Source organism: Paraburkholderia sp. GAS32, from assembly GCF_050434225.1.
Lineage (GTDB): Bacteria > Pseudomonadota > Gammaproteobacteria > Burkholderiales > Burkholderiaceae > Paraburkholderia > Paraburkholderia madseniana.
Genome location: NZ_JBNPVS010000043.1, coordinates 68,908 through 83,426, shown reverse-complemented (window position 1 = coordinate 83,426; position 14,519 = coordinate 68,908). Strand labels below are relative to the sequence as shown.

Here is a 14,519-nt window from a genome sequence, read left to right as displayed (position 1 = left end):
GCAGAACCGGGCGTGAGATTCGAAATGACGGTCTTCGCAAGCACGCAGGATCTTGACGGCAACGATCATGACGTGTGGTTCAGTGCCGAACGCCGGCTGCGAGATTCGTCGCTGATCTGCCGCCCGCTCACGCAGTGTCGCGACGTGATCGTTGCGTCGCCAACGTACCTTGCGCGGCGCGGTCCGCCAGAGGTCCCGCAGAACCTTCCCGACCATAACGTTCTGCTCGCGTCGAACGTAGCGACTCGCCACTGGGAATTCCGCGATGCTCACGGTCCCCGTCGAGTCGCCGTGCATCCGATCTTCACTTCGCCCAATCTGATGGCGGTAAAACGGGCAGCATTGGCGGGTCTCGGCGTTGCGCGCCTGCCGCGGCCGCTGATCGAGTCGCAACTGCGTGCGGGCGCGCTCAAGCTGCTGCTTGACTGTTTCGATCTCGAAGGCGACGAGCGCACTATGTGGATGCTCTATTCGGGGCGTCGTTACATAACGCAGCGCGTGCGAAGTTTTGTCGACTTCGTTGTTGCTCGCTATCGGGAGCCGCAGATCTTCTGATAGCAGCAACCATCGTCGCAAAGGCGATGGGTTGTTTAGGTAAGTGTTCAGGAGATAGAGAATTCAAACTCTGCGGGGTACCTACCTACCCATGGGCGCAGCAATTTCCCCTTTGCTTAAACCATAAGGTGTCGACAGTTGTCCCCGGCTCGCGAACTCACAAAACGTGATTGCAGCAGTCGCAGCGCATGGGGTGGATGTGTGATATTGGCGCCAGAGCTGCCTGCCGATAACTTGTGCCGACAGGCAGGTCAAGGTCGAGCGGAAGATCGAGCCGACCAATGAAGCAACGCACCGATAAACTCGTGCGCCAAAGCAACTTTACATCCGAGCTATGCCTGCACCCACTATCACTCCGCCCGCCGTCGACCCACTTCGGCCCGTGAGTCCAGCCGATCTCAACGGCGGCCTCCAAAGATGGATCGGTCATTCGTTGACCCGCATGGCCAGGTGCGGCAGCCGGCCAATGTGACGGTGCCACGAAAATGCCAACGTACGCAATCGCACACTTCTGCTCGGTTTGGTCTTCGGGCTTCGCGCCCAGAGCACTATTTTTCAGAAGCACGTCCCTCGACTGACAAAACCGGCGCGGAACGTGCCGGCCTGTACGGCCCGCCGATTTGATTGCGCCGGACCGCATCCTTACTTGCCAGCCACCTCATTGCAGCCATCCGGTCTCCTGATGGCGGCCGTTGCACGTGTTGCAAATTGGGGGTACGTCATGAAACGAATCTGTGCCGCATTCCTTGCGGCAATGCTGAGCGCTACGATCGCGTCAGAATGTCAGGGCCAGTACACGACTGACTGGATAGCGAATACGTTTGGGACTAACGCCACTCACGTAGGTAACGCCGCGCGTTCGATGTGGGTTGCGCCAGAAGGCACCATTTACACCGCTTCCATGTGGGACGAGAACGAGGGCGGCATTGCGATCTACAAGAGTGGTTTGAACGCCGGCAGCCTTGGCGCGCATGGTGAACCACAAGGCAGTGCCATCACCGGCAATGCCACCAAGCTCTGGGCACCGCGCCAGTGGGGACGCGTGAACGGGGTCTACTCGAGCGGCCTCGTGATCAGATACGACCGGGTGACGGGAGCGTTTGACCAGAGCATCCAGGTCTCGTGCGACACCACCGAGCGGCGCGCCGATGTGATCACCGGTATCGCCACCTGGTCCCACTTCTGGATGGCGAGCGACAACCCGTGCGCGCGCATGCGACTTTACGACATCAATGGCACCTGGCTGCGTGACATTGCCGTGACTGACCCCGGTGCACTAGCGTTCGACGGCAATGGCAACATCCTCGTCGCCCAGGAGGCAGAGGGCACCGTCCTTCAGGTCAGCCAGACCGGCACGATCCTGCATACGCTCACCCTGCCCACCGGCGAAGTCCCGCATGCGCTCTACTTCGACCCAACCACGCAGTATCTTTGGATCGGCGACGCAGGACCGGACCAGAATGCGAAGATCTACGACACGCGCACGTGGACACTGAAAAGCACGTTCGGGGTGACGGGTGGCTATCTGGATACAACGACTGGTACAAAAGGGCAGGTGGGGAGCCTGCGCTTCGCGCGCATCGACGGCATCGGCAAAGACTCGGCCGGCAACCTCTACATCCTTTCCCAGCCGTGGGGAGGCTCATGGGACCATGGCCGCACAGGAGGCACAGACCTCTACGCATACAGCCCGACAGGCAAGCTCCTCTACAACCTGCGTGCACTGAATTTCGAGGCGATAGCCGCCCCCGATCCGGCGACTGACGCAACCCTGTTCTATTCCGGCGTGAACATCTATTCAGGCACAGGTAGTGCGGACTGGAAGTTTGTCGCCAACACCGTTGACCCGTTCACGTATCCGTCCGACCCCCGCCTCGACGTGACTTACCGGGGTCGCGGCCTGCACTTCGGCATGATTGCGAGCGCAGGAACGAACAGGGTGCTGGTCGCCACTGACCAGAACCCCGACGGCTTCTACTTCTTTCACTTTGACCCCGCCCAGGGCTACACTGCCGTCCCGGATGGGGTATTGCCGGGCACGCTATTCAATGCCACTGCGCTGGTTCGCAACGGCTTCTGCGTCGACAGCAGGGGCGACGTGTGGGCCGGGCTCGACAAGACGAACCGGATCTGGCACTGGCCGCTGACCGGGTTCGATGCGAACGGCAAGCCGTCATGGGGAGCGCCCGTAACCGTGCCGGTTCCTGCATCGATCGGTGACCTGAGCCGCATCATCTACCTGCCCGAAAGCGACACGATGATTCTCGGGCAGCGGATCACGGGCAGCACTGACTGGACCGGCATCGGAACCCGCGTAGAGGTCTACCACGGGTGGCTCGCCGGCAACACAACCAACCCGAACCCGGTTATCACGCTCACCAGCGCCAATCCGAAGTCCCTCACTGCTGCTGGCAACTACCTGTTCGTTGGCTACGTCCACACCGTGCCCAACATCGATGCCTTCAACCTGACGACGGGCAGTTTGGACAATACGTTCATCAACAGCAACCCCAGCAATGTGTACGTCGGCAATGACATGGATTCGATGTACGGTCTTAGATCGTACCTTCGATCGACCGGGGAGTACGTGGTCACGAAGGACAACTACAACGCCTCCAGCATCGTTGTTTATCGTTGGACACCGTGATCGCCCGTGCCCGTCGCGCCTACTCCACCGGCCTCAGACCAGCAATCTGGCAAATCGCAGCGCGCAGACAACCACACGCCGCCAATGGATCGTTGACCGATGTACCGTCACAATGCTGTAGATCTGGCTGGATTTGACGAGACGACGGTAGACAGTTGTTTTGCGAAAAATCGAGTTACTTCAATGGGTTGTGGCCGTCCTGAGACGTGCTGAGCATCCGCTCCACATACCGCGCAATCAGATCGATCTCCAGATTGACCGGCGAACCCTCGCGCAAATTCTTCAGCGACGTCACCTGCACCGTGTGCGGAATCAGATTGATCGAAAACTCACAGCCATCGTCGCGATCTTTAATCGAGTTGACGGTCAGGCTCACGCCGTTGACGGTGATCGAGCCTTTATAAGCCAGATAGCGGCCGATCTCGCGCGGCGCCAGCACGCGCAGTTCGTGCGATTCGCCGACCGGCGCAAAATACGTGACCGTGCCGAGGCCGTCCACGTGGCCTGAGACGATATGACCGCCGAGCCGGTCATGCGCGCGCAGCGCCTTCTCGAGATTGACCTCGCCGGTCTCGCCCAGGCCCGCCGTGCAGTTCAGGCTTTCGCGCGACACGTCGACTTCGAACGAATGCGCGGTCTTTGCCACGACCGTCATGCAGGCGCCCTGGATCGTGATGCTGTCGCCGAGCTGGACGTCTTCGAGTTCGAGGCCGCCGGCTTCGACGTTCAGGCGCACGCCCGCGTCACCATCCGTGCCGAGGGGTTTGACTGATTCGATGCGGCCCACCGCCGCGACGATTCCTGTAAACATCGTGCTAGTCCTTGATCAATTCGAAGTTGGTTGGGGTGCGGGCTCGGTCCCGGCTTCGGGTGCAGGATTCGGCACGGCGCGGGGCACAAAGCGCGCAAGAATCCGCAGATCGTCGCCGATCCGGTCGACTGCGTGGAAGTTCAGTTGCGTGCGGCCGTCGAGCGTCTCCGGCGCGTTCAGATTGAACATGCTCATCGAGTCTACGCCAAGCAGGCTGGGCGCAAGATAGACCAGCAGTTCGTCGACGCAGCCTTCGCGCAGCAGCGAACCGTTCAGCTTGTAGCCCGCCTCGACGTGCAGTTCGTTGACGTTACGCTCGCCGAGTATTTTCAGCATGGCGGGCAAATCGACCTTGCCGGACGCGTTCGCCAGTTGCACGATCTCCGCGCCGCGATCGCGCAGTGCGGCGGCTCGTTCAGTGTGACGTTCGTCGAGATTGCCGCAGAAAATCAGCGTGGGTGCGCCGGCCAGAATCTGCGCGTCAGGCGGCACGTCGAGCTGGCTGTCGATCAGCACGCGTTGCGGCTGGCGCGGCGTGTCGACGGCACGCACGGTCATGCGCGGGTCGTCTTCCCGGACGGTGCCGATGCCCGTCAGAATCGCCGACGCGCGGGCGCGCCACGCGTGACCGTCGGCGCGCGCCGCTTCGCCGGTAATCCATTGACTGACGCCCGAGGGCAAACCGGTGCGGCCATCCAGCGAGGCGGCCACTTTCATGCGCACCCATGGGCGGCCGCGCGTCATGCGCGACACGAAACCGATGTTGAGTTCGTGCGCTTCGTTGGCGAGCAGCCCGCAACGCACTTCAATGCCGGCGTCGCGCAGCATCTTGAGACCACGCCCGGAGACCTGCGGATTCGGGTCTTCCATCGCCGCGACCACGCGCTCGACCTGCGCTTCGATCAGCGCGTTCGCGCACGGCGGCGTGCGGCCGAAATGGCTGCACGGTTCGAGCGTCACGTAGGCCGTGGCGCCGCGCAGATCATGGCCGCGCGAACGCGCGTCCTTCAACGCGCGCACTTCCGCGTGATCCTGGCCGGCCGGTTGCGTGAAGCCTTCGCCGATCACCTCGCCGTTCTTGACGAGCACGCAACCGACGCGCGGATTCGGGTCGGTCGTGTACATGCCGCGCTTGGCTAGTGCGAGCGCGCGTTCCATATGGACGAAGTCGGTTTGCGAAAACATCGGTGTCCGATCGGGTGCGGTGGCTAGGTAGTGTTGGGCCTGGGTTTCGGCGGTTTCTGCGTCTCGTTCTGTGTCTCGCCAGCCTCAGGCCGCGAGCGAGGTGAACGCGCCGCGCGCGGCGTCGATCGTGGCGTCGATGATCGCGTCGTCGTGCGCGATGGAAACGAAGCCCGCTTCATAGGCCGACGGCGCGAAGTACACGCCCGCGTCGAGCATCTTGTGGAAGAACGCATTGAAGCGCGGCACGTCGCTCTTCGTGACTTCGGCAAAGCTGGTGGGAATCGACTCGGTGAAGTAGAGGCCGAACATGCCGCCAAGCGAATCGGCCGCGAACGGCACCTTCGCTTCGCGCGCGACATTCGCGAGACCTTGCGCGAGACGCGTGGTGCGGGCGGAGAGGGTGTCGTAGAAGCCGGGCGCCTGAATTAGTTGCAGCGTTTTCAGGCCCGCGGCGACCGCGATCGGATTGCCCGACAACGTGCCAGCCTGGTAGACGCCGCCGAGCGGCGCGAGGTGAGCCATGATGTCGCGCCGGCCGCCGAAGGCCGCGGCCGGCATGCCGCCGCCGATCACCTTGCCCAGACACGTCAGGTCTGGCTTGATGCCGTAGACCTCTTGCGCGCCACCCAGGGCGACGCGGAAACCGCACATCACTTCGTCGAAAATCAGGACCGAACCGTACTCGGTGCACAGGCGCCGCAAGGCTTGCAGGAATTCAGGCGTGGCGCGCACGAGGTTCATGTTGCCCGCCACCGGCTCGACGATCACCGAAGCGATCTCGTTGCCGAACGCCTTGAACGCTTCTTCGAGTTCCGCGACGTTGTTGTACTCGAGCACCGTGGTGTGTTTGGCGATATCGGCCGGCACGCCCGCCGAAGTCGGATTGCCGAACGTGAGCAGGCCCGAGCCGGCCTTGACCAGCAGGCTGTCCGCGTGGCCGTGATAGCAGCCTTCGAACTTGACGATGCGGCTGCGGTTCGTGAAGCCGCGCGCGAGACGCAGCGCGCTCATGGTCGCTTCGGTCCCGCTCGAGACCATGCGGACCTGCTCGATCGACGGGACCAGTTTGCAGATTTCTTCGGCGATTTCGATTTCGGATTCCGTCGGCGCGCCGAACGAGAAGCCGTTGGCCAGCACGCGCTGGACCGCTTCCAGCACTTCCGGGTGGACGTGGCCGAGGATCATCGGGCCCCACGAGCCGATGTAGTCGGTATAGCGTTGTCCGTCCGCGTCCCAGAAGTAGGGGCCTTGCGCGCGCTCGATGAAGCGCGGCGTGCCGCCAACCGAACGGAAGGCGCGGACCGGCGAGTTCACGCCGCCGGGGATGGTGCGCTGCGCGCGTTCGAAGAGGGTCTGATTATTGGACATGGCGATGGCTGGAAATTGGGTTGCGCAGCGGCGCGGGTAGCCTGGAGGCGGCTGGCGCGGCGCTGGGATGAGTACAGAAATTGTACCGGAGTCAGCGTGAAGAGGTTTTGGGTATGCCCAAGCCGGCGGATGTGTCGAGCTTTGGCGGCTTGCGCTTGCCCGTGAGCTCGGCCCAGCGCTTCTCCAGCGCGCCTTCCGCCATGGGCTTGATCACGGTGCCCGAACTCTGCGCGTCCCACGTTTGCACCGAAAACGGATGCGTGCGCAACATCTCGCGTGGAATCACGACACCCTCGTGTGCGTCGACCACCCAGTCGTAGACGAAGTCGATGCACAACCTGTAGCCGCGCTTCGTCGCCGGGTCGGGGACTTCGTACGGCGCGCGCGTCACGTAGCCCGAGCCGAAAATGCCCTTGGGTTCCTGCGCGACACGGTGCAGGAACACGCGGTCGCCCGGCAGGATGCTGCGGGCAAATCCGCAACCCCATACATCAGCCACCGCTACGCCTGCGGCGACCCGTTTCGCCACGTCGGGCAACTCGGGCCACGGCCATTTCTTGGGGCTCCAGATCAACAGGAAGGCAGTCATGACAAGGTCGGAACAGGGCAGTGTGGAAGGCGTAGCGGACAGGTTTGTGTCACGCCCCGAAGCGTTCTGGCGGCAGCTTAACCGATCGACGGCGCGCTTGTCGCGGGGCATGAACGGCCCGTTATCATTCGGACCTGGACGCCTCGGACGGTTTAGCTGTCGCGTACAATCGAGGTCGTCAAGCTGCTGCTTTCCCTGTTTCACCGCGTGTCGCTGCCGATGAGGGCGCGGCGCTTCATCTGGATTCCCATGTCTCACGTCACCCGAAGCCGGCCCGATGGCCGGCTGATTCTGTTGCTCGGTGCGCTTGCCGCATGCGGGCCGATTTCGATCGATATGTATTTGCCGAGCCTGCCGACTATCTCGCAGGCATTCGCCATCAGCAACGGCGCCGCGCAAACCACGCTCACCAGCTTCATGTTCGGCTTTTCGATCGGCATGCTGCTCTATGGTCCGTTGTCGGATACCTATGGGCGCCGGCCCGTGCTGCTCGGCGGCATCATCATGTATGCGCTGGCAAGCGTGGCCTGTGCGCTGTCGTTTTCGATCGGATCGCTGGTGATATTCCGCTTCGTGCAGGCGCTCGGCGCGGGCGCGGCCTCGGTGCTGGCGCGCGCGATCGCCCGCGACGCGCACGGGCCGACCGATGCCGCGCGTGTGCTGTCGATGCTCGCCATCGTCACGTCGATCGGGCCGTTGCTCGCGCCGCTGATCGGCGGACAGTTGCTGTTGCTCGGCGGCTGGCGCGTCGTCTTTATCGTGCTGACGCTGTTCGGTACGGTGTGCGCGGTGACCGCTTTCCTCAAGGTGCCGGAAACGTGGCCGCCCGAAAAGCGTGCGCATTCAGCGCTGCTGAAATCGTTCGGCGCCTATGGCAAATTGCTGCACGATCCGGTCGCGTGGGGGCACATGCTGTGCGGCGGGATGGCGTTCGCGTCGATGTTTGCGTACATCACCGCGACGCCGTTCGTGTACATCGAATATTTCCATGTATCGGCGCAGCACTATGGCTTTCTGTTCGCGCTGAATATCGTCGGCATCATGTTCGGCAACTTGATGAATACGCGTCTCGTCGGCCGGCTCGGTTCGCTGCCGATCATTTCGTTCGCCGCGACTGTGAGTTGCATCGCGTCCCTGTTCGTTTGTCTCGTCTCGCTGACGGGGTGGGGCGGGTTGTGGTCGATCGTTTTCGGTTTGTTCTTCGTGGTCGGCGTGGTGGGGTTGTTGTCCGCTAACTGCACGACCGATCTTATGCATCGGTATCCGTTGAATGCCGGCGCCGCGGCCGCCGTGTTCGGCGCGGTGCAGTTGGCGCTCGGCGCATTGGCGAGCCTCGCCGTCGGACTCTGGCAGGATGGCTCGCCCAAGGGCATGGGCATCGTCGTGGGCGTCGCGGGCGTGCTGTGTTACGTCGGGCGGATTCTGGTAGTCAAATGGCACGGGATGAAGGTACCTGTCGCTGCTGTTTGACGGCATCGCGAGCAGGCATTCTTCGCTAAACGCGGATCATTGTTCCTTAGCCGAAACGCGCGGCATGCTTGCTTCTTCATCCTGCGCGAACAATGTGTCTACGGAAAACACCAGGTGTTGCGTGCGCGCGACCGTGCGTTTCAATTTGCATTGCTATGATGGCGTCACTGTTCCTCGGAGCGGCAATCATGGCGATCAGAGATTTGATGAATGGCGAACGGCAACATGCTGCCTTCGCTGAAGCGCAGAAGCTGGCAGACAGCGGCGCCTATCACGATTACACAGACATCGAATACGTCTTGCGCTTTGATTACGGTTTGTCTGATGTATCGGCGCTGCTCGACAGCCAGTTGATGCATCGCGACCTGAATCGCCGCTGCGCCGATGCGCGTGAGAAGCTGGATGCGCTTAGCGTGTGACGCGTCTGACGTGGGCGGTGAGCGGCATGCAGCGTCCTGTGCATAGCCACGCGCTGCGAAGGCGCCATCCACTTTGGAGTTGCATTCATGGCTGTTAGCCAGCACGACCCGCATCTGCCGCACATGGACAATCCCGCTGGTTTGGCAAAGCCGGGTGGCCATTACAGTCATGTTGCGATTGCGAATGGTTTTGTTTTCGTCTCGGGACAGTTGCCGATCAACGCACAGGGCGAGAAGCTTGCTGACGCCTCGTTCGAGGTCCAGGCCGAGCAGGTGTTGGCGAATGTTCAGGCTGCGCTCGAAGGTGCCGGCAGCAGCATTGCACAACTGGTGCAGGTACGCGTCTATATCGCCGACGTCGAACACTGGGCGAGCTTCAATCAGATCTACGCGCGTTGGGCAGGTGAGGCACGGCCGGCGCGGGCCGTCGTGCCGGTTCCACACCTGCATTACGGGTTGAAGGTCGAGGTCGAGGCGACCGCGCTGGTTTAAGTCGTTGTGGTGTCGAGGCGTTGCGACTCAGTTTCAGTGAATGATGAGGCCGTTAAACTGGGCATTGCCCACGCCGGACGCGATATTCACGCCGACATTGCCGCTCACCGCCGCCAGTGAGCCGGCACCGAGTTTGGCGGAGGTGCTGCCCGTCACTTGCGCGACGGCACGCACATTCTGTTGTGAGGTGATCGTTGCTTGCGGTGTGGTGATGAGGATGATCTGGTTGGCCTGAGCATTCAGCGCACCGGCTGAGACGTTCACGCCGATATTGCCGCTTGCGCCTCTCAGCGTATTGGCGCCCAGGGTAGCGGCGGAGGCGCCCACTTTCGCGCTGCCGCCAACGTCCTGCAGATTCGACAGCCTGGCCGAGCCGAATACCGCTGCGCTATCGTCGTCGGACAGCGCCGTTGACGTGCCTGCAAGCGCGGACGATGCGCCCGCGCTCGCGGCAACCCAAATTAGTGCACAGGCTAAAGTACTGACTTTCATGAGCAACTCCCTGGCGTGCTGACGCACAGATAGTCTTGATATCGACCATGGGAGCAAGATGTTGAGGGAGGGGTTCCCCTTAGTGCGGGTGGTGCCGAGAGATTGACTGATACGACCTTGGCCAGGAACGAGCTTGGCCAGAAATTACCACCTCCCGCGGCCGCCGTAATAACCGCCGACGCCAACCCCCACGCTGACGCTCGGGACGGCATAGTAGCCGGGCGCATATCCGTATGCCGGTGCGTAGCCATAGGGTGGTGCAACCACACACCCGGTAAGGCCCACTGCGAAACCTATCGTTAACAGTAACTTGAGCATGGTTCCTCCCTCTTCATGAGTTGGAGGAGCCGGGCGCAGCATTCGTTCGGCCTGGCTTGTGACAGCAAATTACGCAGCCTCGGTGCAATCGGGCTTTATTTACAGTTGCTTACCCGTTCGACACGTTGCGCATTCGCCGATGGGCGGATTCTTTGATGGCCAGAAATGAAAAACGGGCCGATCGGCCCGTATTCATTGATTGTCTGGCGGAGGCGGTGAGATTCGAACTCACGGAAGGATCACTCCTTCGCCGGTTTTCAAGACCGGTGCCTTAAACCGCTCGGCCACACCTCCAAGCCCTAAATTGTAACCTGAAAAATCCTCGTTGCGGCGCTCGGCGGGGCTGCAATCACTGCGGATCTTTCAGAAACAGCGCCTGCAGATCGTTCAGGAAGGCCTGGCCAAGCGGTGTCGGCGCGATCTTTTCGTGGTCGCGCGTAATCAGCTTGCGCCGTTCCGCCTCCTGCAAAGCCGGTTCGATGGAGGTCATCGAGAGCCCTGTGCGCTCGATAAAGCGATGCACAGGAAACCCTTCCACCAGCCGCAGCGCGTTCAGCATGAACTCGAACGGCAGATCGCGCGGCCCGACCTCGTTCTCTTCATGCACTGCCGTGCCGGCCAATGCCTGCTCGATGAAGGTGGTCGGATGCTTGTAGCGCACCTGACGCAGCACGCGGTTCGGAAACGACAGTTTGGTATGCGCGCCCGCGCCGATGCCGAGATAGTCGCCAAAGCGCCAGTAATTCAGATTGTGCTTGCTCTGCCGATGCGGCTGCGCATACGCGGACACCTCGTAGCGTTCGTAACCTGCGGCTGTCGTGCGTTCGTGAATCCAATCCTGCATGTCGGCGGACGCATCGTCGTCTGGGAGCGCAGGCGGGAATTTCGCAAACAGCGTGTTCGGTTCCAGCGTCAGGTGATACAGCGACAAATGCGGCGGCGCGAACGACAACGCCGTCTCCACATCAGCCTGACACTCCGCGAGCGTCTGCTGCGGCAGCGCGAACATCAGATCGAGGTTGAAGTTGTCGAACGTGTTCGCGGCCACTTCGACCGCGTGGCGCGCCTGCGTCGCGTCGTGAATCCGGCCGAGCGCCTTCAGATGCGCCTCATTGAAACTCTGGATGCCCACTGACAGACGATTCACGCCGCTTGCGCGAAACTGCGCGAACTTGGCGGCTTCGAACGTACCAGGGTTGGCTTCGAGCGTGATTTCCGCGTCGGCGTCGAGCGGCAGCAGCGCACGCACGTCGGACAGCATGCGGTCGAGCCCGGCCGCAGACAGCAAGCTGGGCGTGCCGCCGCCGATAAACACAGTATGCACCTGGCGCCCCCACACGAGCGGCAACGCCATCTCGAGATCGGCGCGCAGCGCGTCGAGATACTCGGTCTCCGGAAACGTGTCGCCTTTCCATTCGTGCGAGTTGAAATCGCAGTACGGGCATTTGCGCACGCACCAGGGAAAGTGCACGTACAACGCCAAGGGCGGCAACGACGTCAGGCGAATGCTGCCCGGCGACGTGAAGGCCTTGATGACGCCGTTGCCGATATCGGCAGGCGCCGGTTTGATCGGAATCACGCTTCCTCCGTCAAACGCGCGAGCAGGTGGCGCAAGGCAATCGCGCGATGGCTGCTGGCGTTCTTCACCGCCGGTTCGAGTTCCGCGGCGCTCGCATTCAGCGACGGCAGGAAGAAGTACGGGTCATAGCCGAAGCCATGCGCGCCGCGCGGTGCATCCAGCATTTCGCCATGCCAGCGGCCTTCGGCGATCAGCGGTTCGGGATCGTCCGCATGACGCACGAGCGCCAGCACGCAGTAGTAATACGCGCGCCGATCGGTTTCACCTTGCAAGGCTGAAACGAGCTGCGCGTTGTTCGCTGCATCGCTCTTTTCACCGCCGGCGAGTTGCGCGTAGCGCGCCGAATAAACGCCGGGTGCGCCGCGCAGCGCGCGCACGCACAAGCCGGAATCGTCGGCGAGGGCGGGCAGGCCGGTGAGCTTCGCCGCGTGACGCGCCTTGGTCAGCGCGTTTTCGACGAAAGTCGGATGCGGCTCTTCCGCTTCCGGCACGTTCAACTCGCCTTGCGGAATCAGCTCGATGCCGGCCGCGCCGAGCAGCGCCGCGAACTCGCGCAGCTTGCCCGCGTTGTTCGACGCCAGCACGACTTTCTTCAGCGGCGAGTCAGACGCAACAGCGCCGTTGCCTTGACGAACTTCACTCACTCTTTTGCTCCAACGCTGCTTTCTGCTTCGCGATCAGCGTGTTGATGCCGTCGCTTGCCAGATCGAGCAGCGAATTCATTTCGTCGCGCGAGAAAGGCACGCCTTCGGCCGTGCCCTGAATTTCGACGAAGCCGCCCGCGCCCGTCATCACCACATTCATGTCGGTGTCGCATTGCGAATCTTCGTCGTAGTCGAGATCCAGCACCGGCAGACCGTCGTACACGCCGACCGAAATCGCCGCGACGTAATCGGTAATCGGCGAGCTTTCGATGCGGCCCGTAGCCAGCAATTTGGCCACCGCGTCATGCGCCGCCACGAATGCGCCCGTGATGCTGGCCGTGCGCGTGCCGCCGTCGGCCTGGATCACGTCGCAATCGATATGCAGCGTACGCGCGCCGAGCTTCTCGAGATCGAACACCGAGCGCAGGGCGCGGCCGATCAGGCGCTGGATTTCCTGGGTGCGGCCGGTTTGCTTGCCGCGTGCGGCTTCGCGGTCGCTGCGGGTATGCGTGGCGCGCGGCAGCATGCCGTATTCGGCGGTCAGCCAGCCCTGGCCGCGGTCGCGCAGAAACGACGGCACGCTCTCGGCAATGCTCGCCGTGCAGATGACCTTGGTGTCGCCGAATTCGACCAGCACGGAGCCCTCCGCATGCTTCGTGTAGTGGCGCGTGATGCGCACGTCGCGTAGCTGATTGGCCTGGCGGCCGCTGGGGCGTTGGGTGTTGTCGGTCATGTTGGGATTGGTCTGGAAGAAAAGCAGGAGGGAAACCGCGATTTTACCGCCGATCGCGTCGGGCGCGGCGCGGCCGGTCGATCGCACGGCCGCCCGCGTGTGCCGGGGCTTTCCGCGGGGTAGCACTTCGCGCGCGGCGGTGCTCGCGTTGCCCGGCTGCCGCCCGCGTACGAAGCGGCCTCGTCGGTAAAAATGGGATAATGCGGATTCTCCGCCCCGCGTCTCGTACACGCCGGGCGATTCGACTCTTCGGCCATCGTCAAACGCATGGCCACAATCGCGAGAAATACGATGATCTACAGCATGACTGGCTATGCGAGCGCCACGCGCGAACTCGTCCCGGCCTCAGGCACAGGCGGCGTGAGCGTATCGGTCGAACTGCGCACGGTGAACTCGCGCTTTCTCGATCTGAACTTCCGGATGCCGGAAGACGTGCGCGTCTGCGAACCGACGTTGCGCGAAATGCTGATGAACAAGCTCTCGCGCGGCAAGGTCGACATCCGTATCAACCTGCAACGCAGCGAACAGTCGGCTAACGCGGGCTCGGTCAATCGCGATGCGCTGACGCAACTCGCGCTGCTCGAGCGCACGGTGTTGTCGACGTTCCCGGAAGCAGGGCGCCTGCGCACCGGAGAAATTCTGCGCTGGCCGGGGGTGCTGGCCGAAACCGGCGTGGCGCCGGACGTGCTGCGCGATGCGGTGCTCGCATGCGGCAAGCAGGCGATTACCGATCTGATCGACGTGCGTGCGCGCGAAGGCGCGCAACTGGCAGCGGTGCTGCTCGCCAACGTCACTGAAATGGAAACGATCGTCACGAAGATCACGCCGCTCGTGCCGGAGCTGATCGCCAAGCATCAGCAGAAGATCGTCGAACGTCTGCAGGAAGCGCTGGGTATCGCCGCGCCCGACACGACGGCAACGAGCGTCTCGCGCGAAGAAATCAACGAACGGATTCGCCAGGAAGTGACGATGTACGGCATCCGCATCGACATCGCCGAAGAACTGTCGCGCCTCACGGCTCACCTGAACGAAACGCGTCACGTGATCGAGAAGGGCGGCAAGGTCGGCAAGCGCCTCGACTTCATGATGCAGGAACTGAATCGCGAAGCGAACACGCTCGGCTCGAAGGCGGCGGCGAAGGAACTGGCCGATTCGTCGATGACCCTGAAGCTGCTCATCGAACAGATGCGCGAGCAAGTACAGAATCTGGAGTAAGG

14 protein-coding genes and 1 tRNA gene are annotated in these 14,519 nt (G+C 62.4%); 6 read left to right on the top strand and 9 right to left on the bottom strand.

From position 1 onward, the window contains the following. Together P3T25_RS37040 and P3T25_RS37035 are read left to right on the top strand one after the other, a co-directional pair. Positions 1-555: substrate binding domain-containing protein (locus tag P3T25_RS37040; RefSeq protein WP_429361988.1), on the top strand; the 555-nt coding region annotated here is incomplete at its 5' end. A gap of 721 nt (positions 556-1,276) precedes the next feature. Further along, complete coding sequence (locus P3T25_RS37035; RefSeq protein WP_429361986.1) at positions 1,277-3,202, top strand: YncE family protein; 1,926 nt, start codon at positions 1,277-1,279, stop codon at positions 3,200-3,202. 175 nt (positions 3,203-3,377) lie between these two features. Here the strand turns inward: P3T25_RS37035 and P3T25_RS37030 are convergent, their stop codons facing one another. The 4 genes from P3T25_RS37030 to P3T25_RS37015 form a co-directional block, all read right to left on the bottom strand. After that, positions 3,378-4,013, bottom strand: coding sequence for a riboflavin synthase (locus tag P3T25_RS37030; protein WP_154559919.1), 636 nt, complete (start codon positions 4,011-4,013; stop codon positions 3,378-3,380). Between the two features lie 15 nt (positions 4,014-4,028). Next, positions 4,029-5,198 carry a bifunctional diaminohydroxyphosphoribosylaminopyrimidine deaminase/5-amino-6-(5-phosphoribosylamino)uracil reductase RibD gene (gene ribD, locus P3T25_RS37025; RefSeq protein WP_154559920.1) on the bottom strand — a complete coding sequence of 390 codons (1,170 nt, stop codon included), beginning with the start codon at positions 5,196-5,198 and terminating at the stop codon, positions 4,029-4,031. Between the two features lie 84 nt (positions 5,199-5,282). After that, on the bottom strand, positions 5,283-6,566 hold the full coding sequence (gene hemL / locus P3T25_RS37020; RefSeq protein ID WP_154559921.1) for a glutamate-1-semialdehyde 2,1-aminomutase: 1,284 nt from the start codon (positions 6,564-6,566) through the stop codon (positions 5,283-5,285). A gap of 91 nt (positions 6,567-6,657) precedes the next feature. Continuing rightward, positions 6,658-7,155 carry a hypothetical protein gene (locus tag P3T25_RS37015; RefSeq protein WP_154559922.1) on the bottom strand — a complete coding sequence of 166 codons (498 nt, stop codon included), beginning with the start codon at positions 7,153-7,155 and terminating at the stop codon, positions 6,658-6,660. 249 nt (positions 7,156-7,404) lie between these two features. Between P3T25_RS37015 and P3T25_RS37010 the strand changes: the two genes are divergently transcribed. The 3 genes from P3T25_RS37010 to P3T25_RS37000 all read left to right on the top strand — a co-directional run bounded on the left by P3T25_RS37010 (position 7,405) and on the right by P3T25_RS37000 (position 9,536). Beyond that, the gene (locus tag P3T25_RS37010; RefSeq protein WP_429361983.1) at positions 7,405-8,625 is read left to right on the top strand and encodes a Bcr/CflA family multidrug efflux MFS transporter; all 1,221 of its coding nucleotides are present in this window, start codon (positions 7,405-7,407) and stop codon (positions 8,623-8,625) included. 188 nt (positions 8,626-8,813) lie between these two features. Then, complete coding sequence (locus P3T25_RS37005; RefSeq protein WP_054037416.1) at positions 8,814-9,044, top strand: hypothetical protein; 231 nt, start codon at positions 8,814-8,816, stop codon at positions 9,042-9,044. 87 nt (positions 9,045-9,131) lie between these two features. Beyond that, a complete protein-coding gene (locus P3T25_RS37000; RefSeq protein ID WP_200564701.1) occupies positions 9,132-9,536 on the top strand; it encodes a RidA family protein in 405 nt (134 codons plus the stop codon). Between the two features lie 33 nt (positions 9,537-9,569). Here P3T25_RS37000 and P3T25_RS36995 read toward each other — a convergent pair whose 3' ends face one another. From P3T25_RS36995 to rph, 5 genes are all read right to left on the bottom strand, one after another. After that, entirely contained in the window at positions 9,570-10,028 is a 459-nt protein-coding gene (locus tag P3T25_RS36995; RefSeq protein ID WP_429361980.1) for a hypothetical protein, read from the bottom strand. Positions 10,029-10,550: 522 nt separating this feature from the next. Further along, positions 10,551-10,640 (bottom strand) — tRNA-Ser (locus P3T25_RS36990). A gap of 55 nt (positions 10,641-10,695) precedes the next feature. Beyond that, on the bottom strand, positions 10,696-11,925 hold the full coding sequence (gene hemW / locus P3T25_RS36985; RefSeq protein ID WP_429361978.1) for a radical SAM family heme chaperone HemW: 1,230 nt from the start codon (positions 11,923-11,925) through the stop codon (positions 10,696-10,698). Next, a complete protein-coding gene (gene rdgB, locus P3T25_RS36980; RefSeq protein ID WP_168435658.1) occupies positions 11,922-12,569 on the bottom strand; it encodes an RdgB/HAM1 family non-canonical purine NTP pyrophosphatase in 648 nt (215 codons plus the stop codon). Before rdgB ends, hemW begins: the two co-directional genes overlap by 4 nt. After that, complete coding sequence (gene rph, locus P3T25_RS36975) at positions 12,562-13,302, bottom strand: ribonuclease PH (RefSeq protein WP_054037414.1); 741 nt, start codon at positions 13,300-13,302, stop codon at positions 12,562-12,564. Before rph ends, rdgB begins: the two co-directional genes overlap by 8 nt. A 291-nt stretch (positions 13,303-13,593) precedes the next feature. Here rph and P3T25_RS36970 point away from each other — a divergent pair, with 291 nt between their 5' ends. Next, positions 13,594-14,517, top strand: coding sequence for a YicC/YloC family endoribonuclease (locus P3T25_RS36970; protein WP_266261281.1), 924 nt, complete (start codon positions 13,594-13,596; stop codon positions 14,515-14,517). Positions 14,518-14,519 lie beyond the last annotated feature (2 nt).